Source organism: Streptomyces sp. NPDC030143 (assembly GCF_055573695.1).
Genome location: NZ_JBVIAY010000012.1, coordinates 202,420 through 223,411, shown reverse-complemented (window position 1 = coordinate 223,411; position 20,992 = coordinate 202,420). Strand labels below are relative to the sequence as shown.

Sequence of the window (20,992 nt, the reverse complement as noted above, 5' to 3'; positions counted from 1 at the left end):
GCCTCGGCGCCCGCGCTGCCCGCATCCGGGCGGCGTCAGAGCCCGCGCTGGGTGAAGCCGGTATGCCGGTATCCCTCGGCGCCCGCGCTGCGTCAAGCCGGGCACCCCTCGGCGCCGACACCGGCTGGAGCTCGGACCTTCGCTGACGGCACCTCCTGGAGCCCGGCCCTTGGTGCCCGCGCCCGCTGACCCCGCTCCTGGAGCCCATGCCCGCTGGAGTCCGGCCATCGGTGCCCGCGCCCGCTGGTGCCCCTCGCCGTGCACGCGTGACCGGCACGGCCTGGAGCTCCTCGCCGTGCATGCGCGCCCGGGCCGCCTTCCGTCTCCGCCGTGCATGCCTGTCCGGGCCGCCTTCCGTCTCCGCCGTGGCCGAGTGCACGCGTCGCCCGGGGCCCCGCCGTGCACGCAGAACGGCGAGACGCCCGGGACCCCATCAGGGGGACCGGGCGCCTCGCCGTCGTCTGTGGAGGTCAGTCCTTGATCTCGCAGATCGCCGCGCCGGACGTCACCGACGCGCCGACCTCCGCCGACAGGCCCTTGACGGTGCCGGAGCGGTGGGCGTTCAGGGGCTGTTCCATCTTCATGGCCTCGAGGACGACGATCAGGTCGCCCTCCTGGACCTCCTGGCCCTCCTCGACCGCGACCTTGACGATCGTGCCCTGCATCGGGGAGGCGAGGGTGTCGCCGGAGGCGACGGGGCCGGACTTCTTCGCCGCGCGCCGCTTCGGCTTGGCGCCCGCCGCGAGGCCCGTGCGGGCCAGCGACATGCCGAGCGAGGACGGCAGGGAGACCTCGAGGCGCTTGCCGCCGACCTCGACGACGACCGTCTCACGGCCGGGCTCCTCGTCCGTCTCCGCGTCGGCGGGGGCGGTGAAGGGCTTGATCTCGTTGACGAACTCGGTCTCGATCCAGCGGGTGTGGACCGTGAACGGGTCGGCCGACCCGGTCAGCTCGGGCGCGAACGCCGGGTCCCGCACCACCGCGCGGTGGAACGGGATGGCCGTCGCCATGCCCTCGACCTGGAACTCCTCCAGCGCGCGGGCGGCGCGCTCCAGCGCCTCCTTGCGAGTGCGCCCGGTGACGATCAGCTTCGCCAGCAGCGAGTCCCACGCCGGGCCGATCACGCTCCCCGACTCGACGCCGGCGTCCAGGCGGACGCCCGGGCCGGACGGCGGGTCGAACGTGGTGACCGTGCCGGGCGCCGGGAGGAAGTTGCGGCCCGGGTCCTCGCCGTTGATGCGGAACTCGAACGAGTGCCCGCGCAGCACCGGGTCGCCGTAGCCGAGCTCCTCGCCGTCGGCGATGCGGAACATCTCGCGGACCAGGTCGATGCCGGCGACCTCCTCGGTCACCGGGTGCTCGACCTGGAGGCGGGTGTTGACCTCCAGGAAGGAGATCGTGCCGTCGAGGCCGACGAGGAACTCCACCGTGCCGGCGCCGACGTAGCCGGCCTCCTTCAGGATGGCCTTCGACGCGGAGTACAGCTCGGCGACCTGCGCCTCGGACAGGAACGGCGCCGGGGCCTCCTCGACCAGCTTCTGGTGGCGGCGCTGGAGGGAGCAGTCCCGGGTGGAGACCACGACCACGTTGCCGTGCCGGTCGGCGAGGCACTGCGTCTCGACGTGGCGCGGCTTGTCGAGGTAGCGCTCCACGAAGCACTCGCCCCGGCCGAAGGCCGCGACGGCCTCACGGACGGCGGAGTCGTACAGCTCGGGGACCTCTTCGAGAGTGCGGGCGACCTTCAGGCCGCGCCCACCGCCACCGAAGGCGGCCTTGATCGCGATGGGCAGCCCGTGTTCCTTCGCGAAGGCCACGACCTCCTCCGCGCCGCTCACCGGATCGGGCGTACCGGCGACCAGGGGCGCGCCGGCCCGCTGGGCGATGTGGCGGGCGGCGACCTTGTCGCCGAGGTCGCGGATGGCCTGCGGGGGCGGGCCGATCCAGATCAGGCCCGCGTCCAGGACCGCCTGAGCGAACTCGGCGTTCTCGGAGAGGAAGCCGTAGCCGGGGTGGATCGCGTCCGCGCCGGACTCCCGAGCCGCGTTCAGCACCTTCTCGATGTCGAGGTAGCTGGTGCCCGGGGTGTCACCGCCCAGGGCGAACGCCTCATCCGCGGCGCGGACATGCAGAGCGTCCCGGTCAGGATCCGCGTAGACGGCAACGCTCGCGATACCGGCATCCCGGCAGGCCCGGGCCACGCGGACTGCGATTTCGCCACGGTTGGCGATGAGCACCTTGCGCACGATTGAGGCTCCCTCCTTGAAACAAGCCGAGTTTAGGGACTGCCGACACGACACTTCGACCCGTCCCCAAAGGTGAGCTTGCCCACACGGAGCGTGATGCGAGGCTCACTCGACCGTGAAATCCCTTGTAGTACCGCCGTACGCAGCACTCCTTCCGGCAACCCTAGCCCTCCACTGTGGCCAAGGTCTCTGTGAGGGCGTGCTGCGCCCCACTCGGTTTCTTTGTGGAGTCCCTACGAATGGCCCAACGATTCTTTGCCGCTCGCAGAACCCTTGTCCCAGGGTTTACCCGTTAGTAGCGTTCACGACGTCTCGAACGTACTAGGGGGAGCCGCAGTCCTGATCGGGGCTGGGTCGAAAGTGGGTGGAGCCCGGTGGTGCGCAGACCGGTGGCGTGGGTGGTGGCGGTCGTGCTCTTCGCCGAGGCGCTCGGCGTCGCGGCGCTGAACTGGTTCCTCGGGATCGTCGTCGACCGGCAGGACATGTCCCTCGCGGGCCTCGACCCGGGCATGATGTCGACGTCGTCGAAGGCCGGCGGGGTCGTCTTCGGTCTCTACTTCGCCCTGTGCGGCCTGGTGGCCCTGCTGGTGGCGGTGCGCGACCAGCCGCCCGCCGGCCTCGGCCGCGTCCTGCTGATCAGCGCGGCGGTGGTGCACGGGCTGCTGGGCGCCTTCGTCTGGGGGCTGGTGGGCTGGACGGCGTTCTCGTTCATGGTGGTCGTGCTGGCGCTGATCGTGCTGCTGCTGATGACCTACGACCGTCAGACGGGCCCGGCCGCCGGCGCCGGGCAGGGCGGCGGCCCGCAGGACGACGCCCCGAGCGGCGCCCCGCACGACACTGCGAGCGGCGCTCCGAAGGGCGGCGCCCCCGACGGCGGCGCCCCGGACGGTGACGCGCCCGCGCCGGTCATTCCGCCGGCGCCCACAACTCCGTGATGCCGACGCCCAGTCGCGCCATCAGCCGCCGGACGAGGGGCAGGCTGATGCCGATCACGTTGCCGTGGTCGCCGTCGATGCCGTCGATGAACGGCGCCGAACGTCCGTCGAGGGTGAACGCCCCGGCGACGTGGAGGGGCTCGCCCGAGGCGACGTACGCGGCGACCTCCTCGTCCGTCGGCTCACCGAAACGGACGACCGTGGAGGCGGTGGCGGAGGCGTAGCGCCCGCTGAGCGTGTCGTAGACGCAGTGCCCGGTCTGGAGCGTGCCGGCCCGCCCGCGCATCGCCTTCCAGCGGGCGGTGGCCTCCTCGGCGTCCCCCGGCTTGCCGAGGGCCTCGCCGTCCAGGTCGAGGACCGAGTCACAGCCGATCACCAGGGCGCCCATGACCTCGGGCTTGGCGGCCACGACGGAGGCCTTCGCCTCGGCCAGGGCGAGCGCCAGCTCGGCGGGGGTGGGGGCGGTGACGGCGTCCTCGTCGACCCCGCTCACGATCACCTCGGGCTCCAGCCCGGCCTGACGCAGGAGGCCGAGTCGGGCGGGGGACTGGGAGGCGAGCACGAGGCGGCGGCGCGGCTGATCGGTCATGCGATCAGCGTATCCGCGCGCCGCCGGGCCTTCACCCCGCCCGTCCGGCCCGCCCGGGCCTTCACCCCGCCCGTCTGGCCCGCCCGGGACCGCACCTCGGCCGTCCGGACCGGCCCCGCTCATCTCACCCCGAGCACGATCATCGCGAGCACCATCGCCGCCGCCATGAGGAGACCGAGCCGCCGCAACATCTCCTGCGCGGCGCGCAGTTCCTCGGGGGGCTTGTTCTCGGGGTCGGACCACAGCATGGTTTCCAGACTGCGGCGACGGCGCGGAACCCGCCTGAGTACGCGTACTCAACTTCCCCGCCGGGGGGAGACCCCGGCGGGGAGGCGGGCACAGTGCAAGGACCTCTCAGCCCGGCCAGTACGTCCGGGCCCAGGTCGCCGGGCCCGGCGCCGGGAGCCGGTGGGCGGCGATGCGGGAGGGGTCCGACCAGGTGTCGCGGGGAGTGGGCGCGCCGGGCGGGACCGTGGACTCCGCCGCGGCGCGGGCCCGGACCACCGCCAGTGCGGCGGCCAGCTCCTCCGGGGTCGGGTTGCCCCGTACGACCTTGATCACAGCGGCTCCTTACAGGGGGATGTTGCCGTGCTTCTTCGGGGGCAGGGATTCCCGCTTGGTGCGCAGTTGACGCAGACCCCGCACGATGTGGCGGCGGGTGTCCGACGGCATGATCACCGCGTCGACGTAACCGCGCTCGGCCGCGACGTAGGGGTTGAGGAGGGCGTCCTCGTACTCCTGGATCAGCCGGGCCCGGGTCGCCTCGACGTCGTCCGCCTCGGCGATGCTGCGGCGGTGCAGGATGTTGACGGCGCCCTGCGCGCCCATGACGGCGATCTGGGCGGTCGGCCAGGCGAGGTTGAGGTCGGCGCCGAGGTGCTTGGAGCCCATGACGTCGTACGCCCCGCCGAAGGCCTTGCGGGTGATGACGGTGATGAGCGGGACGGTGGCCTCGGCGTAGGCGTAGATCAGCTTCGCGCCGCGGCGGATGATGCCGTCGTGCTCCTGGTCGACGCCGGGCAGGAAGCCCGGGACGTCGACGAAGGTGATGACCGGGATGTTGAAGGCGTCGCAGGTGCGCACGAAGCGCGCGGCCTTCTCGCTCGCCTTGATGTCCAGGCAGCCCGCGAACTGCATCGGCTGGTTGGCGACGATCCCGACCGGGTGGCCCTCCACCCGCCCGAAGCCGGTGAGGATGTTCGGCGCGAACAGCGGCTGCGTCTCGAAGAACTCGGCGTCGTCCAGGACGTGCTCGATCACCGTGTGCATGTCGTACGGCTGGTTCGCGCTGTCCGGGACGAGCGTGTCCAGCTCCAGGTCTTCGTCGGTGACGGCGAGATCCGCCTCCTCCGGGAAGGCCGGGGCCTCGGACAGGTTGTTCGACGGCAGGTACGACAGCAGCTGCTTGACGTACTCGATGGCGTCCTTCTCGTCACCGGCCATGTGGTGCGCCACGCCCGAGGTGGAGTTGTGGGTGCGGGCGCCGCCCAGGTCCTCGAAGCCGACGTCCTCACCGGTGACCGTCTTGATGACGTCCGGGCCGGTGATGAACATGTGCGAGGTCTGGTCGACCATGACCGTGAAGTCGGTGATCGCGGGGGAGTACACCGCGCCGCCCGCGCACGGGCCGACGACCAGACTGATCTGCGGGATGACACCGCTCGCGTGGGTGTTGCGGCGGAAGATCTCGCCGTACGCGCCCAGCGAGGCGACGCCCTCCTGGATGCGGGCGCCGCCGGAGTCGTTGATGCCGATGACCGGGCAGCCGGTCTTCAGCGCGAAGTCCATGACCTTGACGATCTTCTGGCCGTAGACCTCGCCCAGGGCGCCGCCGAAGACGGTGAAGTCCTGCGAGAAGACGGCCACCGGGCGGCCGTCGACCGTGCCGTACCCGGTGACGACGCCGTCGCCGTACGGCCGGTTGTTCTCCAGGCCGAAGTTGGTGGAGCGGTGCCGGGCGAACTCGTCGAGCTCGACGAAGGAGTCCTCGTCGAGCAGCAGCTCGATCCGCTCACGGGCCGTCAACTTGCCCTTGGCGTGCTGCTTCTCGACGGCACGTTCGGAGCCGGCGTGCGTCGCCTCCTGGACGCGGCGCTGAAGATCCGCGAGTTTGCCCGCGGTCGTGTGGATGTCGATCCCTTGGGCCCCTTGGACCTCTTGGCGCTGTTCCGGCTCGGACATCGGGATGCGGCTCCCTGCCTGCTCAAACGGGGGGACGGTTACTCATCCGTAGCGTAGTGCTGCACCCCGCGATCGGCAGTGCGGCGTTTACCACACCTAGGGTGGCTTGCATGACGCCGCGAGATCCCTCAGACGCCAGCCGCTGGTCCGACCTGGACCGCCCGCCCCTCAACGCCGCCGCGCTGCGGCGCGGGCTCGTCAGGGAGGGCGGGTTGTGGTCCGACGTGTCGGTGGTGCCGCGCACCGGCTCCACCAACTCCGACCTGGTGGCCCTCGCCGCCTCGGGCAAGGCGGCGGAGGGGGCCGTGCTCGTCGCCGAGGAGCAGACCGCCGGGCGTGGCCGGCTGGAGCGCCAGTGGTCCGCCCCGCCCCGCTCGGGCCTGTTCTTCTCGGTGCTGCTGCGCCCGGCGGAGATCCCGGTGGCCCGCTGGGGGTGGCTGCCCCTGCTGACGGGAGTGGCGGTGGCCACGGGGCTGTCCCGCGCGGCGGGCGTGGACACGGCACTCAAGTGGCCCAACGACCTGCTGGTGACCGTCGGCACCGAGGAGCGCAAGGCCGGCGGCATCCTCGCGGAGCGCGCCGGCGAGGACGGCGTCGTCGTCGGCGTGGGCGTCAACGTCACCCTCCGCGCGGACGAACTGCCCGTGCCGCAGGCGGGTTCGCTGACCCTGGCCGGAGCGGCGGTCACGGACCGGGACCCGCTGCTGCGGGCCGTGCTGCGCGCCCTGGAGGACTGGTACGGGCGCTGGCGCACGGCCGGCGGCGACCCGGCCGCGAGCGGTCTCCAGGAGACGTACGCGGCGGGCTGCGCGACCCTCGGCCGCGTGGTCCGGGCCGAACTCCCCGGAGACCGCGCGATCACCGGCGAGGCGGTCGCGGTCGACGGCGACGGCAGGCTGGTCATCGCCACGGAGGAGGGCGTGCAGGAGCCGGTGGGAGCAGGCGACATCATCCACCTGCGACCCACGTCCTGAAACCCACCCGCCCAGACCCCCGGCCGGCACACCGGCCGGGGGAGGTATCGCTCGGCTTCACGTCGGGCGGCCCGCACCCGGGCCGGGTCAGGCGTCGCTCACCTTCACGTCGGGGCCTGGCTCACCACCCAGGGGCCGGCGGCGTCGGGGCCGGGCTCAGGACCCCTCAGCCACCCGGGGGTCGGCTCGGCGCCGGGGCAGGGGTTCACCGCCTCCAGGGGCGCGGGGAACCGCGCGACCGCCCGACCGGTCACGGCCCGCCCGACCGGTCACGGCCCGCCCGACCGGTCACGGCCCGCCCGCAGGAGGGAGGAGTCGCCCGGCTTCACCTGGCCTCCCCAGGGGCACGGGGACCGCGCGACCGGCCACCGCCCACCCGCACCCGGCCGCAGCGCCCACTCCAGCTCCCCGATCCCGAGGCCGCGGGGATGCCCGGGGATCCGCGGAGGCCCCAGAGGATGCCGGGGATCCGCGGAGGCCCAGGGGACGCAGCCCCCTGAGGACGGTCGCCCAGCGCCGGCGGCGAAGGCGGACCCCGCCCACCCCACCCCCGGCCCAACCTGACGGAGTGAGCTGGCGCACACCTGCCGTAGAGTTGAGGCCGGTCGATACCTGACCGCGGTAGATCGGAAGGGCAGCAGGCGTGACCGTCGACGACACGGGCTCCGGCGCGGGCGAGGACGGCCGGGTGGACCCTCCCCCGCGCTCGAGTTCGCTCGAGCGGGAGGACCCCCATGCCGCCGACTCCGGCGACGACCCGCTCGCGCTGCGCCTCGAACAGCTCATCCTGGGCGCCGAGCGGCGCTACACCCCCTTCCAGGCGGCCCGCAGCGCCGGTGTCTCCATGGAACTGGCGTCGCGTTTCTGGCGGGCGATGGGCTTCGCGGACATCGGGCAGGCCAGGGCGCTCACCGAGGCCGACGTCCTGGCGCTGCGCCGGCTCGCCGGTCTCGTCGAGGCGGGGCTGCTGAGCGAGGCCATGGCCGTCCAGGTGGCCCGCTCCACGGGTCAGACCACCGCCCGGCTGGCGGAGTGGCAGATCGACTCCTTCCTGGAGGGGCTGACCGAGCCGCCCGAGCCGGGGATGACCCGGACCGAGGTCACCTATCCGATCGTCGAGCTGCTGCTGCCGGAGCTGGAGGAGTTCCTCGTCTACGTGTGGCGCCGCCAGCTCGCCGCCTCGGCCGGGCGGGTGGTGCAGGCCGCGGACGACGAGGAGATGGTCGACCGGCGGCTCGCGGTGGGGTTCGCCGACCTCGTCGGGTTCACGCGGCTGACCCGCCGGATGGAGGAGGAGGAGCTCGGCGAGCTCGTCGAGGCCTTCGAGACGACCGCCGCCGACCTGGTCGCCGCCCGGGGCGGACGGCTCATCAAGACCCTCGGCGACGAGGTGCTGTACGCCGCCGACGACGCCGGTGTCGCCGCCGACATCGCGCTGCGGCTGGTCGAGACGATGAGCAACGACGAGACGATGCCGGAACTGCGCGTCGGCATGGCGTTCGGCACGGTCACCACCCGGATGGGTGATGTCTTCGGCACGACCGTCAACCTGGCCTCGCGGCTGACGTCGATAGCCCCGCGTGACGCCGTCCTCGTCGACAGCGCCTTCGCGGAGGAGCTGATCCGCACCGGAGAGGCGCCGGCCTCGGAGGCGGAATTCGCCGAGGAGGCCGCCGCCGCGGAGAAGGAGGGCGAGGAGCCGCCGTTCTACCGGTTCGCGCTCCAGCCGATGTGGCAGCGGCCCGTGCGCGGTCTCGGCGTGGTCGAGCCCTGGTTGCTGACCCGCCGCGACGACGGCGACTGACCGCTCCGCCCGGAGTTCATCCCCGGGACGCGTCGAGCGGGTCCACACACAGGCCCACGACGGGCACGCACAGCCCGGGACGGTCGGGCGCGGGCGCGGGTGCCGGCGTGGGCGGTGGCGCGTCCGTGCCCGGGGCGGGTGCGGCGGGCGGCGCCGGCTGCTGGGTGGCCGGGGCCGACGGGCGGCCCGGGACCGCGGACACCGGTGCGGCGGGTGTGGTCCGGGCGGGCGCCGGGGTGCGCGGGGCGTAGGGACCGCTGGGCGTGAGGACGGGCGCGGTCGGTGAGACGGACGGCCCGAGAGCCGCCCCCGCGGCCGGGCGCGCGCTGGGTGCGCCCATCGGGGCGGCCGCCGACGGGGCCGGCCCGGGGACCGCGGGCCAGGTGGCCGCTGCGGGGGTCGCCCGGTCCGAGCCCGTACCGGTACCCGCGTCGGCGTAGGGCTCGGGCCGCGGTTCGGCCTCCGCCGCGCCGATCCCGCCGACCCCCGCGTCCGGTGTCAGCCGCACCAGGCTCAGCGCCCCGGCCACCAGTGCCAGGCCGCCCGCGACGAACAGGACCTTGCGGGGGCGGGGGCGGCGGTGCCTGCCGCGCGCACGGGGCGCCCAGGGGGGCGCAGGCGCGGTCCCGCTCCCCCCGCTCACCTCGCCGCGCTCCGTCTGCGGCCCGTGCTGTCCGCCTCTTCCGGTCTGCGTCCTCACCGGTGTGGTCGTCATGGCGTTCCCTCCCGATGCGTTCGCGCCCCCGATGCGCCGTGGCGGACGCACGTTATGCGCTCCCCTGGGCGGTGCGGGTGGAGTCGGGCGGGATGTCACTCGAACGGGTGGACGGGCAGGGAATGCCGGAACCGGCCCGGCCTTTCCCGGGCGGCCCCCGGCTGCGATGATCGAGCCGGTGAAAGTTGTTAACCCGCGTTAACCGGAGGGTGTCATGAGCGAGGAACGGTACGGGGAGTTCGTGCTGGTGCGGCGGCACGGGGACGGCGGTCACGTCGCGGAGCTGGCCCTCGACCGGCCGAAGGCCATGAACGCCGTCTCGACCTCGATGGCCCGGTCCGTCGGCGCCGCCTGCGAGGCGCTGGGCGCCGACCGGGACGTGCGTGTGGTGGTCCTCACCTCCACCTACGAGCGGGCCTTCTGCGTCGGTGCCGACCTCAAGGAGCGCAACTCCTTCACGGACGCCGACCTGCTGCGCCAGCGGCCGGTCGCGCGCGGCGCGTACACCGGCGTGCTGGAGCTGCCGGTGCCGACGGTGGCGGCGGTGCACGGCTTCGCGCTGGGCGGCGGGTTCGAACTGGCGCTGTCCTGCGACGTGATCGTGGCCGACCGCACCGCCGTGCTGGGGTTGCCCGAGGTGTCGGTCGGGGTCATCCCGGGCGGCGGCGGGACGCAGTTGCTGCCCCGGCGGGTGGGCGCGGCCCGGGCGGCCGAGCTGATCTTCACGGCACGGCGGGTGGAGGCCGCCGAGGCGCGGGAGCTGGGGCTGGTGGACGTGCTGGTGGAGGAGGGGCGGGACCGTGAGGAGGCCCTGGCGCTGGCCGCCCGGATCGGGTCGAACTCCCCGGTGGGCCTGCGCGCGGCCAAGCGCGCGCTGCGCCTGGGTCAGGGTCTGGACCTGCGCGCCGGCCTGGAGGTCGAGGACGCGGCCTGGCGAACGGTGGCGTTCTCCGGGGACCGGGCGGAGGGAGTGGCGGCGTTCAACGAGAAGCGGGCGCCCCGGTGGCCGGGGGAGTAGACCGGCCTCCCCGCCTCTGCGGAGAAGAGCTCCCGCCTCCTGGGGCACATCCGCCCCGCCCGTCGTCACCCCGGCGCCCCCTCCGCGTCCCCTTTGTTCGTGAACATCCCTAACCTGGGGAGATGGGTGAGGACAGGCGTCTCGCGGCCGTCGTGGCGTTGGCGCAGGGGATGGCGGCCGCGCGCACGCCCCGCGAGTCGTTGCGGGCCGCCGCGCTCGGAGCCTGCCGGGCGCTGGCCGGCGGGTTCGCCGCGCTGTCGGTCTGGGAGCGGGAGCTGGGACGGCTGCGGGTCCTGGTGAACGTGGGTGACCGCGCGTCCGACGAGGACGAGTTCCCGGACGGCGAGGCCTACCCCGTGCACCAGTTCCCCGAGATCACCGAGTTCCTGCACGAGCGCTGGGTGACCGGCGGCGAGCCCAACGCCTGGGTGGAGACGGCGGAGGGGCCCGCCGCCGGCCGCCCCGGCTACTGCCACCAGCGGGTCGCCGCCCTGCGCCGCCGCGGACGCGGCTCGTGCGTGGTCGCGCCGATCGTGCTGCACGGCCGGGCCTGGGGCGAGCTGTATGTGGCCCGCTCCTCGGGCACGCCCGTCTTCGACCGCGCCGACGCCGACTTCGCCACCGTCCTGGCCGCCGTCGTCGCCGCCGGGATCGCGCAGACCGAGCGGCTGGAGGAGGCCCGGCGGCTGGCCTTCACCGACGCCCTCACCGGGCTGGCCAACCGTCGCGCGGTCGACGTGCGCCTGGAGGAGGCCGTCGAGCGGCACCGGGTGCGCGGGGAGGTGGTGAGCCTCGTCGTCTGCGACCTCAACGGGCTCAAGCGGGTCAACGACACCCAGGGGCATGCCGTGGGCGACCGGTTGCTGGAGCGGTTCGGGTCGGTGCTGTCGCTGTGCGGGGCGATGCTGCCGGGGGCGCTGGCCGCCCGTCTCGGCGGGGACGAGTTCTGTCTGCTCGCGGTCGGGCCGCCCGCCGACGACGTCGTCAAGGTCGCCGACGAGCTCTGCCGCCGGGCGGCGCAGCTTGAGCTGGGGGAGGGCGTGGCCTGCGGGGTCGCCTCCACCGCGGACCCCATCGGACCGGTGCGTTCCGCCCGTCGGCTGTTCCGGCTCGCGGACGCCGCCCAGTACCGCGCCAAGGCCGTACGGGCCGCCCGGCCGGTGGTCGCGGGGCGGGAGGGGCCCGACGACCCGGTCGTGCGCCTCGCCGACGAGCCGCCGCAGGGGCCGGCCGCGGAACGGCGCAGCTTCCGGGGCCGTCCGTGAGTGTGGGCCGACGGTAAGGGGCGAACCCCGGCCCCACTGGTGACATTGTCGTCTTCACTGCGTACGCTCCTGAATATGGATATGCACACTGTGGTGGTGGGGACGTCCGGGGTGACCGCGTCCGACGTGCTCGCCGTGGCGCGCGGCGGCGCCCGGGTCGAGCTCTCCGGGGAAGCTGTCGCGGCCCTCGCGCGGGCCCGCGAGATCGTGGAGGCCCTCGCGGCCAAACCCGACCCCGTCTACGGCGTCTCCACCGGTTTCGGCGCCCTCGCCACCCGGCACATCAGCCAGGAACTGCGCGCGCAGCTCCAGCGCAACATCGTGCGCTCGCACGCCGCCGGCATGGGACCGGCCGTGGAGCGGGAGGTCGTGCGCGCCCTGATGTTCCTCCGGCTGAAGACCGTCTGCTCCGGGCACACCGGCGTACGGCCCGAGGTCGCGCAGACCATGGCCGACCTGCTCAACGCCGGCATCACCCCCGTGGTCCACGAGTACGGCTCCCTCGGCTGCTCCGGCGACCTCGCCCCGCTCTCGCACTGCGCCCTCACGCTCATGGGCGAGGGCGACGCCGAGGGCCCGGACGGCGTGGTGCGGCCCGCCGGTGAACTCCTCGCCGCGCACGGCATCGAGCCCGTCGAACTGCGCGAGAAGGAGGGCCTCGCCCTTCTCAACGGCACCGACGGCATGCTCGGCATGCTGGTCATGGCCCTCGCCGACCTCGACACCCTCTACAAGTCCGCCGACGTCACGGCAGCCCTCTCCCTGGAGGCCCTGCTGGGCACGGACCGGGTGCTCGCGCCCGAACTGCACGCCATCCGCCCGCATCCCGGGCAGGAGGCGTCCGCGGCCAACATGCTCGCCGTGCTCAAGGGCTCGGGCCTGACCGGTCATCACCAGGACGACGCGCCCCGCGTCCAGGACGCCTACTCGGTGCGCTGCGCCCCGCAGGTCGCCGGCGCGGGCCGCGACACCCTGGCGCACGCCCGGCTGGTCGCGGAGCGCGAGCTCGCCTCGGCCGTCGACAACCCCGTCGTGCTGCCCGACGGGCGCGTCGAGTCCAACGGAAACTTCCACGGCGCGCCGGTCGCCTACGTCCTGGACTTCCTCGCCATCGCCGTCGCCGACCTCGCCTCCATCACCGAGCGGCGCACCGACCGGCTGCTGGACAAGAACCGCAGCCACGGCCTGCCGCCGTTCCTCGCGGACGACGCCGGCGTCGACTCGGGGCTGATGATCGCCCAGTACACGCAGGCCGCGCTGGTCAGCGAGTTGAAGCGGCTCGCCGTACCGGCCTCCGCGGACTCCATCCCGTCCTCCGCGATGCAGGAGGACCACGTCTCCATGGGCTGGTCGGCGGCGCGCAAGCTGCGCACGGCCGTCGACAACCTCACCCGCGTGCTCGCCGTCGAGCTGTACGCCGCCACCCGCGCCGTCGAACTGCGCGAGGGGCTCACCCCGGCGCCGGCGACCAGGGCCGTCGTCGACGCCGTGCGGGAGGCGGGGGTCAAGGGGCCCGGCCCGGACCGGTTCCTCGCGCCCGACCTCGCCGCCGCGGACGCGTTCGTGCGCGAGGGGCGGCTCGTCGCGGCCGTGGAGACGGTCACCGGACCGCTCCGGTAGTCCGCCCGCACGCGTCGGGGCCCCGCCGTCAGGTGACGGCGGGGCCCCGGACGGGCGTTACTTCTTGAGCTTGGCGACCTGGCCGTCGACCACGGCGGCCGGGACGTCGGCCGGCTTGCCCTCGCCGAGGGCGGAGAAGTCCACCGTGTAGTACGTCGAGACGACGGTGCCGACCCGCACCACCTCGGTGTGGAAGGTGGCCGTGCCCTCGCCGTCCATGTCGGAGTCCACGGCGAACGCCACCGACTCGTCCCCGGCGCCGGAGGCCTTCTCCGGGACCACCTTGGTGATCTTCTGGTTCTGGCCCTGGGCGGTGATGCCGAAGCCGCCCGAGCACGCCGCGATCCCGTCCGAGACGGCCTTCACGGCCTTCTGGGCGCCGTCACCCGCGTACGAGGACAGCCCCACGAAGGTCAGGTTGACCTTGAAGGCGTTGGCGATGTCGGCCTCGTTGATGTCCGCGGGGGCCTTGGAGGCGGCGTCCGACGCCTTGTCCTCGGTGAGGCTGTTGCTCGCGTTCGCGTCCGTGTCACCCGGCGCCAGACCCGACATGGCGTACGCCAGCGGCGCGCACTCCGCCTTGTCGGACTTCACCTTGTCCTTGGAACCCGGCAGGGTGTCGTCGGCCGAGCTGACCTTGTAGCCCTTGACCTCGCCCTGCGCGAGAAGCAGCTTCTCCAGTTCGGCCGTGCTCACGGCCTGAGCGGCGGGAGCCGACGACGAGGAGGAGTCCGAACCGGACCCCTTGGAGCCCTTGGACTTCTTCGACCCGTCGTCCGAACACCCCGTGACGAGGGCGAGCGACAGGGCGCCCACACTGACCGCGGCGCACAGCCGCGCCCCCGATGATCTCTTCATGAGCGGACTATGAAGGCCTGGTCAAGGACGCGTCAAGTCGGTTCAGAAGCCCAGGCGCTCCCGCCGCACGGAATAGACCACGAACCCCGCGCCGAGGGCGAGCAGGGTCGTCCCGCCCACCACGTAGGGCGTGGTGTCGAAGCTTCCCGTGTCGGCGAGGCGGGTGCCCGCGTCGGTGCCCGTCACCTCGGAGGTGTCCGCGGACGCGGCCCGCACCTGGGTCGTGACCTGCGACGACGTCTGGGTTCTGGCCGGGGTGTCCTGCGTCGCGTTGGCGTTCGGGACGAACCACAGGGCACACAGGAGGGTGCCCGCGGCGGTGGCGGTCAGCAACGGACGGCGAGCGGATGACACGGAATATCGATCCCCTTGTGGCGCTGGCGAATTGGCCGTGTGGACCGATGCTAATGAAAGGCGCGGGTCGCGGGAAAGCCGCGGGAGCCCGGAGCCGTACTCTCCGCCCATGACTACTGAAGAGACATCACGTTATGTACGGCTTCGCGTGGACCTCGTGCTGGAGGTCGACGACACGGACGCGGTGACCCGGGCCGCTCTGCGGCGCCTCGCCGAGGACGCCGAGGACCCGGCGACGCCCGAGAGCGAGCGCGCGCACGCCGAGAGCGCCGTGACCCAGGACACCAGTGAGGCCCTCGCCTACCTCGTCGACCCCTTCGGCCTGGTCGGGGACATCCCGGGGGTCGAACTCCACCAGGCGTCCTGGTCCTGCGAACCCGTCGACCACGACCCCGATGCACAGGAGTGGGACATGGACGAGGATGATGACGGGGAGGACGACATCGCGGCCGGCGAAGAAGACGGCCGTCGGGGCGGCATCGGCTGAGCGTCTCGGGGAATTCATGAACCCGAGCGGCAACCGCCGCCCGGGTTTCGTCGTCTCAACCGACGCACTGGCCGACCGTCGCACCTCGGCCCCGGGCGGGTCCACCCGCCCCGGGGGACGTGGTGTGGCCCACACATTCGAAAAATGTGGAACGGGACGAACCGGTCGCGGCGTTGATGTTTCTTGACGGGGAACTCTCGGGGTTCGGCAATCGGCGACGATGGAGAAGCGTGTGATGACGGACGGTAGGCGGCGCAGGGGTCTCATGGCCGCGTCCGCCCTGCTCGGCGGTGTTCTGGTGCTCTCTGCGTGTTCCGGCGGCGACAGCGGCGGCTCGGACAGCGGCAAGGACGGCTCGTCACAGGCCAAGGCCGACGAGGCGGCCGCCGCGAAGGCGTCCGAGGCCCAGATCAAGATCACGCCCGCGGACGGCTCGAACAACGCCTCCATCAACAACTCGGCGGCCGTCACGGTGAGCAAGGGCACGCTCACCCAGGTGACGATGACCGCCGCCGACGGCACCGCCGTGGCGGGCGAGCTCTCCGCCGACAAGAAGAGCTGGAAGCCCAGCGGCCAGCTCGAGCGCTCCACCACCTACAAGCTCGCGGCGACCGCGAAGGACTCCGACGGCCGCGAGGCCCACGAGAACGCCTCCTTCACCACGGTCTCGCCCGCCAACAGCTTCATAGGCAACTTCACGCCGGAGGACGGCTCGACCGTCGGCGTCGGCATGCCCGTGTCGATCAACTTCAACAAGGAGATCACCAACCGGGCGGCCGTCCAGAAGGGCGTCACGGTCACCACCAGCAGCGGCCAGGAGGTCGTCTGCCACTGGTTCAGCGGCCTGCGGATGGACTGCCGTCCCGAGGAGTACTGGAAGGAGAACTCCACCGTCACGCTGAAGCTCGCGCTCGACGGGGTGGAGGGCGCCAACGGTGTCTTCGGCGTCCAGCAGAAGACGATCACCTTCAAGATCGGCCGCAACCAGGTCTCGTACGTCGACGCGAAGACCAAGCAGATGAAGGTCACGCGCAACGGGCAGACCGTCCGGACGATCCCCATCTCCGCCGGCTCGCCCGACAACAAGACGTACGAGGGCATCATGGTGATGTCGGAGAAGTTCAAGGAGACGCGCATGAACGGCGCGACCGTGGGCTTCACCGACGACGACGGCAAGGGCGAGTACGACATCAAGGACGTGCCGCACGCCATCCGCCTGACGAACTCCGGCACCTTCGTGCACGGCAACTACTGGGGCGCCAAGTCCATCTTCGGCTCGGTGAACACCAGTCACGGCTGCGTCGGCCTGTCCGACACCAAGGGCGCCAACGACCCGAACACGCCGGGTTCCTGGTTCTACGACAACTCGATCCTCGGTGACGTCGTGGTCGTCCAGAACACCGGCGACAAGACCGTGGCGCCGGACAACGGCCTCAACGGCTGGAACATGGACTGGGCGAAGTGGAAGGCCGGTTCGGCCGTCTGACACCCCGTCCGCAGTCCTCCGATGCCGCCCCCAGGGGCGGCATCGGTGTTTCCGGGACCGGACACGGCCCCGCCCGCAGGGCCCCCGGCCGCCCACAGCCCCGCGCGGCCGCCCACAGCTGTCCGCGGCACCCACGGCCGGGACCGCTGAGCCGTGAGTGGACGGCCCGCCGGAAGACGCAGAGCTCCGAACAGAAGGGGAGCCCGGCTCGCGGCGTCACCTGCTCCGCGACCCGGCGCGGCCACAGCCACATGATCACCCAGCAGGGCCGCGGAGCCGGACGCGCGTCAGGCGGAGGGCGCCTGGGACCCCGCCCCCGCCCGCGTCGCGTCGACCCCCCAGCTCGCCAGCAGCCGCAGCGCCTCCGCCGACGGCGACCCCGGCTCCGCGTGGTACGTCACCAGCGTCTGCTCGCCGTCGTCGGCCGGCCGGAACCCCTCGAAGTTCAGCGACAGCTCCCCCACCAGCGGATGCCTCAGGTGCTTCACGCCGTGGCTCTTCTCCTTGACGTCGTGGGTCGCCCACAGCCGCCGGAAGTCCTCGCTCTTCACCGACAACTCGCCCACCAGGGCCGACAGCTTCGGATCGTCCGGATAGCAGCCGGCGTACATGCGCAGCATGCACACGATGTCGATCGCCTTCTGCTCCCAGTCCACGAACAGCTCGCGGTACGCGGGCCGCAGGAACACCAGCCGCGCCCAGTTCCGCTCGGCCGGCGGCAGCTCGCCCCAGTCGCCGAACAGCGCCGCCGCCATCCGGTTCCAGGCGAGGATCTCCGCGCGCCGCCCCACGATGTAGGCCGGCACCCCGTCCATCAGGTCCAGCAGCTGGCGCAGCGAGGTCCGGGCCTGCTGGGTCCGCGCCGCCGGCTTCTTCTTGTGCTGCTTGGGCTTGGCGAGGTGGGTGAGGTGGGCGTGCTCGGCGTCCGTCAGCCGCAGCGCGCGGGCGATGGAGTCCAGTACCTCCGCCGACACGTTCCGCCCGTTGCCCTGCTCCAGGCGCGTGTAGTACGCCACCGACACCCCGGCCAGCTGTGCCAGTTCCTCGCGCCGCAGCCCCGGCACCCGGCGGTGCCGGCCGAAGTCCGGCAGTCCCACCTCCTCCGGCTTGAGGCGGGCCCGCCGCGTGCGCAGGAACTCGCTGAGTTCGGCACGCCGGTCCAGACGCCCGCCGGTCTCGGGCACGGCTTCGGGCTGTTCGTCCATGCGTCCAGTATTCACGGTCGTAGGCACACGATCCTGACCCCGCCAGTGGTAGGCACGGTGGACGTAGGCACAGGTGAGGGCTGGGTGGACGGGACGCGGCCGGGCAGACTGTCCGTCGTGCCCGGTCCGAAGGCAGACCGGGGCGTACGACCCGCTAGGAGAACCCGGCATGACCACTGGCACGACCTCCGGCCCGACCACCGTCGCCGCGTACGCTGCGCCCGCCGCCAAGGCTCCGCTGGAGCGCACGACGATCGAGCGCCGACCGGTCGGCGAGTTCGACGTCCTGATCGACATCAAGTTCGCCGGCATCTGCCACTCCGACATCCACCAGGTCCGCGAGGGCTGGGGCGAGGCGATCTTCCCGATGGTGCCCGGCCACGAGATAGCGGGCGTCGTCTCAGAGGTCGGCTCCGGTGTGACGTCGTTCGCCGTCGGCGACCGCGTCGGCGTCGGCTGTCTGGTCGACTCCTGCCGCGAGTGCGACAACTGCCGCGCCGGCCTGGAGCAGCACTGCCGCACGGGCGGCGTCGGCACGTACAACGCCCTCGACAAGAACGGCGAGCCCACCTACGGCGGCTACTCGCAGAAGATCGTCGTCGACGAGAACTACGTCGTCCGCATCCCCGAGGGCCTCTCCCTCGACGTCGCCGCGCCGCTGCTGTGCGCCGGCATCACCACCTACTCGCCGCTCAAGCGCTGGAACGCCGGCCCCGGCAAGAAGGTCGCCATCCTCGGCATGGGCGGCCTCGGCCACATGGGCGTGAAGATCGCGCACGCGCTGGGTGCCGAGGTGACGGTGCTGTCGCAGTCGCTGCGCAAGAAGGACGACGGCCTGAAGCTGGGCGCCGACCACTATTACGCCACCAGCGACCCGAAGACCTTCGAGGACCTGCGCGGCAGCTTCGACCTGATCCTCTCCACGGTCTCCGCCCCGGTCGACCTGGACGCCTACCTGTCCCTGCTGACGACGAACGGCGCCCTCGTGAACGTGGGCGCGCCCGAGGAGCCCGTCTCCCTCAACCTCTTCTCCCTGATCGGCGGCGACAAGACCCTCGCCGGCTCCATGATCGGCGGCATCCGCGAGACCCAGGAGATGCTGGACTTCTGCGCCGAGCACGGCCTCGGCGCGGAGATCGAGCTGATCGGCGCGGGTGAGATCAACGAGGCGTACGAGCGGGTGCTGGACAGCGATGTGCGGTACCGGTTCGTGATCGACGCCGCGACGATCTGACCCGCCGGGCCCGGGTGGGTGTGTCACCGCGAGCGGCCCGGCACACCCACCCGTCGCGGGCGGGTCAGTAAGGTGGGTGACGAGGAGGGTTGCGAGATGACCGTCCAGCTGAACCACACCATCGTCGCCGCGCACGACAGGCGGGCCTCCGCCCGCTTCCTCGCCGACATCCTCGGACTCCGGGTGAGCCCGCCCTACGGCCCGTTCGTGCCGGTGGAGATCTCCAACGGGGTGACCCTCGACTACATGAACACACCGGGGGACATCACTCCGCAGCACTACGCGTTCCTTGTCTCCGAGGAGGACTTCGACACGATCCTCGCCCGCATCCGCTCGGCGGGACTGACGTACTGGTCCGACCCCTTCCACCACCACGCCGGCAAGATCAACCACAACGACGGCGGCCGCGGCATGTACTTCGACGACCCGAACGGCCACCGGCTGGAGATCCTGACCCGACCGTACGGCAGTGGCGACGGCTGACGAGAGCGGCCGCGCCCGACCGCCACCGGTCGGTGTCCGGTCGGTCCGGCAGGGCCGGCTGCCCGCTGCCCTTCAGCCACCGGCCGGCCACCGGTTCCCGCTGCCACGCGGTCCGCGGTCGGCCGGGGCCGGCCGCTGTTCCCGCCGGGACCGGGCTCCCGGAGCGGTCCAGGCCACGGCGAGCAGCAGTGCCCCGCAGACGGCGACCAGGAACCAGCCGGGCCGGAACGCCGGCGCGAGCCCGGCCGGACCCGCGTCGGCGACGAGGCCGCCGGCGACAGCGACGCCCAGCGCGGAGCCCACCTGCCTGCTGCTCGTCCTCGGGGAGCGCGAACTCACGCTCGCCCCGGCGAGGTGGCCGAGTTCGACACGGCCGAACCCCACTGGTTCGGACCCTCCGACGACCGACCCGTCGAGATCCTGCACATCCACGGCCCCTAGGGCGGCCGGGCGCGGATACGCGCCCGCCCGGCGGAAGACCACTCCGGCCGGGCGGATCCGGGCCCGTGCGGGACACCGCCGGGCCCCTCACAGGGCCTGTCGTCACCGTCCGTCCGGCCCGCTGCGCGGCGGGCAATCCCCACCCGGCGGCCCGGGCCGGGCGGGCGAGGACCGCGAAATCCCCTCGCACCCGATCGCCCCGCCCGGTACGGTCGCCAGCGAGTTCCCGCGGCGGGGGAGCACAGGAGCTCCGCGCGCGGGCGCCCTGTCAGTTCCCCGCTGAGAGTAGGTTTTCGCTCATGGCATGTCGTATCAGTGAGCTCGTGCTCGGATGCCGCGACCCCGAGCTGCTGGCGCGGTTCTGGTGCGAGGTCCTGGACTTCGTGGTGCTCGACCGCGAAGAGGACGGCACCCTGGAGATCGGGCCGCGCGAAGGGTTCGGCGGACCGCAGCCGACGATCATCCTCAGCCGCAGGGACGAGCCGGAGCAGGGGAAGTCCCGGCTGCACATCGACGTCAACGCCACCGACCGCGATCAGGACGCCGAGCTCGAACGCCTGCTGAAGCTCGGGGCGCGCCGGGCCGACATCGGCCAGACCGGCGAGGAGCAGTGGCATGTTCTCGCCGACCCCGAGGGCAATGAGTTCTGCCTGCTCAAGGCCCGCCTCCGCCCGCTCTGACGGTTGCGGCGAGGGGGGAGCGGTGGCCGGAGCACGAGAGCCGAACGGCCGTCACATGGCGATGTCGTACACCTAGCGGACCGTCTCCTGGACGTCCCACGGCCCGACCAGCCCTGCCAGCGGCCGCGCCATGCCCGGCTCATGCCCCGGCTGCCGAGCGGCCGCGCCACGCTCCGGCTGCCGAGCGGCCGCGCCACGCTCCGGCTGCCGGTCTCTCCGAAGCGGGGCCGTGATCCTGACGCGTCGCCCAGTGACTGGGTGTCCGGCATCCCGTAGGGCCTCGCACGACACGAAGGGCCGGTTCGGGAGGGGGCCCTCCCGAACCGGCCCCGGCCGCGGTGGTGTGTTCCGCCCCCCACCCTTGTGACGCCGATCGGGCAGGACAAACCCGTCCCTACGACTCCTCCGTCACCCGCCGGG

21 protein-coding genes are annotated in these 20,992 nt (G+C 72.8%); 11 read left to right on the top strand and 10 right to left on the bottom strand.

The features are described from left to right. Positions 1–470: 470 nt before the first annotated feature. Positions 471–2,243 (bottom strand): acetyl/propionyl/methylcrotonyl-CoA carboxylase subunit alpha, encoded by a 1,773-nt coding sequence (locus ACZ4YY_RS22055; RefSeq protein ID WP_468292648.1) that lies wholly within the window; start codon positions 2,241–2,243, stop codon positions 471–473. Between the two features lie 374 nt (positions 2,244–2,617). On the opposite strand from ACZ4YY_RS22055, the gene ACZ4YY_RS22050 reads away from it, so the two are divergent. Beyond that, a complete protein-coding gene (locus ACZ4YY_RS22050; RefSeq protein ID WP_468292645.1) occupies positions 2,618–3,178 on the top strand; it encodes a hypothetical protein in 561 nt (186 codons plus the stop codon). Here ACZ4YY_RS22050 and ACZ4YY_RS22045 read toward each other — a convergent pair. The 4 genes from ACZ4YY_RS22045 to ACZ4YY_RS22030 all read right to left on the bottom strand — a co-directional run bounded on the left by ACZ4YY_RS22045 (position 3,150) and on the right by ACZ4YY_RS22030 (position 5,948). Continuing rightward, positions 3,150–3,767: a Maf family protein gene (locus tag ACZ4YY_RS22045; protein WP_468292643.1), complete on the bottom strand. Its 618-nt coding sequence runs from the start codon at positions 3,765–3,767 to the stop codon at positions 3,150–3,152. The genes ACZ4YY_RS22050 and ACZ4YY_RS22045 overlap by 29 nt on opposite strands. A gap of 119 nt (positions 3,768–3,886) precedes the next feature. Further along, positions 3,887–4,015, bottom strand: coding sequence for a morphogenic membrane protein MmpB (gene mmpB / locus ACZ4YY_RS22040; RefSeq protein WP_468292641.1), 129 nt, complete (start codon positions 4,013–4,015; stop codon positions 3,887–3,889). 106 nt (positions 4,016–4,121) lie between these two features. Further along, the gene (locus ACZ4YY_RS22035) at positions 4,122–4,328 is read right to left on the bottom strand and encodes an acyl-CoA carboxylase epsilon subunit (protein ID WP_468292638.1); all 207 of its coding nucleotides are present in this window, start codon (positions 4,326–4,328) and stop codon (positions 4,122–4,124) included. A 9-nt stretch (positions 4,329–4,337) separates the two neighbouring features. Further along, entirely contained in the window at positions 4,338–5,948 is a 1,611-nt protein-coding gene (locus ACZ4YY_RS22030) for an acyl-CoA carboxylase subunit beta (RefSeq protein ID WP_468292635.1), read from the bottom strand. Between the two features lie 110 nt (positions 5,949–6,058). On the opposite strand from ACZ4YY_RS22030, the gene ACZ4YY_RS22025 reads away from it, so the two are divergent. Both ACZ4YY_RS22025 and ACZ4YY_RS22020 read left to right on the top strand, forming a co-directional pair. Continuing rightward, a complete protein-coding gene (locus tag ACZ4YY_RS22025; protein ID WP_468292632.1) occupies positions 6,059–6,922 on the top strand; it encodes a biotin--[acetyl-CoA-carboxylase] ligase in 864 nt (287 codons plus the stop codon). Between the two features lie 643 nt (positions 6,923–7,565). Next, positions 7,566–8,726, top strand: coding sequence for an adenylate/guanylate cyclase domain-containing protein (locus ACZ4YY_RS22020; RefSeq protein ID WP_468292629.1), 1,161 nt, complete (start codon positions 7,566–7,568; stop codon positions 8,724–8,726). A 16-nt stretch (positions 8,727–8,742) separates the two neighbouring features. On the opposite strand, the gene ACZ4YY_RS22015 is transcribed toward ACZ4YY_RS22020, so the two are convergent. Beyond that, positions 8,743–9,441: a hypothetical protein gene (locus ACZ4YY_RS22015; protein ID WP_468292626.1), complete on the bottom strand. Its 699-nt coding sequence runs from the start codon at positions 9,439–9,441 to the stop codon at positions 8,743–8,745. A 214-nt stretch (positions 9,442–9,655) separates the two neighbouring features. Between ACZ4YY_RS22015 and ACZ4YY_RS22010 the strand changes: the two genes are divergently transcribed. The 3 genes from ACZ4YY_RS22010 to hutH all read left to right on the top strand — a co-directional run bounded on the left by ACZ4YY_RS22010 (position 9,656) and on the right by hutH (position 13,344). Then, a complete protein-coding gene (locus ACZ4YY_RS22010; protein ID WP_468292623.1) occupies positions 9,656–10,459 on the top strand; it encodes an enoyl-CoA hydratase/isomerase family protein in 804 nt (267 codons plus the stop codon). 122 nt (positions 10,460–10,581) lie between these two features. Further along, positions 10,582–11,724 carry a GGDEF domain-containing protein gene (locus tag ACZ4YY_RS22005; protein WP_468292621.1) on the top strand — a complete coding sequence of 381 codons (1,143 nt, stop codon included), beginning with the start codon at positions 10,582–10,584 and terminating at the stop codon, positions 11,722–11,724. 81 nt (positions 11,725–11,805) lie between these two features. Further along, positions 11,806–13,344, top strand: coding sequence for a histidine ammonia-lyase (hutH, locus tag ACZ4YY_RS22000; protein ID WP_468292704.1), 1,539 nt, complete (start codon positions 11,806–11,808; stop codon positions 13,342–13,344). A 57-nt stretch (positions 13,345–13,401) separates the two neighbouring features. On the opposite strand, the gene ACZ4YY_RS21995 is transcribed toward hutH, so the two are convergent. Further along, complete coding sequence (locus tag ACZ4YY_RS21995) at positions 13,402–14,202, bottom strand: hypothetical protein (RefSeq protein ID WP_468292618.1); 801 nt, start codon at positions 14,200–14,202, stop codon at positions 13,402–13,404. 42 nt (positions 14,203–14,244) lie between these two features. After that, positions 14,245–14,556, bottom strand: a complete 312-nt coding sequence (locus tag ACZ4YY_RS21990) for an LPXTG cell wall anchor domain-containing protein (protein WP_468292615.1) — start codon at positions 14,554–14,556, stop codon at positions 14,245–14,247. A gap of 109 nt (positions 14,557–14,665) precedes the next feature. On the opposite strand from ACZ4YY_RS21990, the gene ACZ4YY_RS21985 reads away from it, so the two are divergent. Then, positions 14,666–15,043, top strand: coding sequence for a hypothetical protein (locus ACZ4YY_RS21985; RefSeq protein ID WP_468292612.1), 378 nt, complete (start codon positions 14,666–14,668; stop codon positions 15,041–15,043). 235 nt (positions 15,044–15,278) lie between these two features. Beyond that, on the top strand, positions 15,279–16,529 hold the full coding sequence (locus ACZ4YY_RS21980; protein ID WP_468292609.1) for a L,D-transpeptidase: 1,251 nt from the start codon (positions 15,279–15,281) through the stop codon (positions 16,527–16,529). A gap of 287 nt (positions 16,530–16,816) precedes the next feature. On the opposite strand, the gene ACZ4YY_RS21975 is transcribed toward ACZ4YY_RS21980, so the two are convergent. Next, positions 16,817–17,734, bottom strand: coding sequence for a helix-turn-helix domain-containing protein (locus tag ACZ4YY_RS21975; protein WP_468292606.1), 918 nt, complete (start codon positions 17,732–17,734; stop codon positions 16,817–16,819). A gap of 169 nt (positions 17,735–17,903) precedes the next feature. Here ACZ4YY_RS21975 and ACZ4YY_RS21970 point away from each other — a divergent pair, with 169 nt between their 5' ends. Both ACZ4YY_RS21970 and ACZ4YY_RS21965 read left to right on the top strand, forming a co-directional pair. Further along, the gene (locus ACZ4YY_RS21970) at positions 17,904–18,968 is read left to right on the top strand and encodes an NAD(P)-dependent alcohol dehydrogenase (protein WP_468292603.1); all 1,065 of its coding nucleotides are present in this window, start codon (positions 17,904–17,906) and stop codon (positions 18,966–18,968) included. 96 nt (positions 18,969–19,064) lie between these two features. Further along, on the top strand, positions 19,065–19,451 hold the full coding sequence (locus tag ACZ4YY_RS21965) for a VOC family protein (protein WP_468292602.1): 387 nt from the start codon (positions 19,065–19,067) through the stop codon (positions 19,449–19,451). Between the two features lie 72 nt (positions 19,452–19,523). Here the strand turns inward: ACZ4YY_RS21965 and ACZ4YY_RS21960 are convergent, their stop codons facing one another. Next, complete coding sequence (locus ACZ4YY_RS21960) at positions 19,524–19,883, bottom strand: hypothetical protein (RefSeq protein WP_468292599.1); 360 nt, start codon at positions 19,881–19,883, stop codon at positions 19,524–19,526. A gap of 308 nt (positions 19,884–20,191) precedes the next feature. Between ACZ4YY_RS21960 and ACZ4YY_RS21955 the strand changes: the two genes are divergently transcribed. Further along, on the top strand, positions 20,192–20,572 hold the full coding sequence (locus tag ACZ4YY_RS21955; RefSeq protein WP_468292596.1) for a VOC family protein: 381 nt from the start codon (positions 20,192–20,194) through the stop codon (positions 20,570–20,572). Positions 20,573–20,992: the final 420 nt, after the last annotated feature.

Excerpts from the sequence above, each read along its gene's own strand:
- ACZ4YY_RS22045 (WP_468292643.1), bottom strand. The coding sequence starts at position 3,767 with ATGACCGATCAGCCGCGCCGCCGCCTCGTGCTCGCCTCCCAGTCCCCC.
- mmpB (WP_468292641.1), bottom strand. The coding sequence starts at position 4,015 with ATGCTGTGGTCCGACCCCGAGAACAAGCCCCCCGAGGAACTGCGCGCC.
- ACZ4YY_RS22030 (WP_468292635.1), bottom strand. The coding sequence starts at position 5,948 with ATGTCCGAGCCGGAACAGCGCCAAGAGGTCCAAGGGGCCCAAGGGATC.
- ACZ4YY_RS22025 (WP_468292632.1), top strand. The coding sequence starts at position 6,059 with ATGACGCCGCGAGATCCCTCAGACGCCAGCCGCTGGTCCGACCTGGAC.
- ACZ4YY_RS22015 (WP_468292626.1), bottom strand. The coding sequence starts at position 9,441 with ATGACGACCACACCGGTGAGGACGCAGACCGGAAGAGGCGGACAGCAC.
- ACZ4YY_RS22010 (WP_468292623.1), top strand. The coding sequence starts at position 9,656 with ATGAGCGAGGAACGGTACGGGGAGTTCGTGCTGGTGCGGCGGCACGGG.
- ACZ4YY_RS22005 (WP_468292621.1), top strand. The coding sequence starts at position 10,582 with ATGGGTGAGGACAGGCGTCTCGCGGCCGTCGTGGCGTTGGCGCAGGGG.
- hutH (WP_468292704.1), top strand. The coding sequence starts at position 11,806 with ATGCACACTGTGGTGGTGGGGACGTCCGGGGTGACCGCGTCCGACGTG.
- ACZ4YY_RS21995 (WP_468292618.1), bottom strand. The coding sequence starts at position 14,202 with ATGAAGAGATCATCGGGGGCGCGGCTGTGCGCCGCGGTCAGTGTGGGC.
- ACZ4YY_RS21985 (WP_468292612.1), top strand. The coding sequence starts at position 14,666 with ATGACTACTGAAGAGACATCACGTTATGTACGGCTTCGCGTGGACCTC.
- ACZ4YY_RS21980 (WP_468292609.1), top strand. The coding sequence starts at position 15,279 with ATGACGGACGGTAGGCGGCGCAGGGGTCTCATGGCCGCGTCCGCCCTG.
- ACZ4YY_RS21975 (WP_468292606.1), bottom strand. The coding sequence starts at position 17,734 with ATGGACGAACAGCCCGAAGCCGTGCCCGAGACCGGCGGGCGTCTGGAC.
- ACZ4YY_RS21970 (WP_468292603.1), top strand. The coding sequence starts at position 17,904 with ATGACCACTGGCACGACCTCCGGCCCGACCACCGTCGCCGCGTACGCT.
- ACZ4YY_RS21965 (WP_468292602.1), top strand. The coding sequence starts at position 19,065 with ATGACCGTCCAGCTGAACCACACCATCGTCGCCGCGCACGACAGGCGG.
- ACZ4YY_RS21955 (WP_468292596.1), top strand. The coding sequence starts at position 20,192 with ATGGCATGTCGTATCAGTGAGCTCGTGCTCGGATGCCGCGACCCCGAG.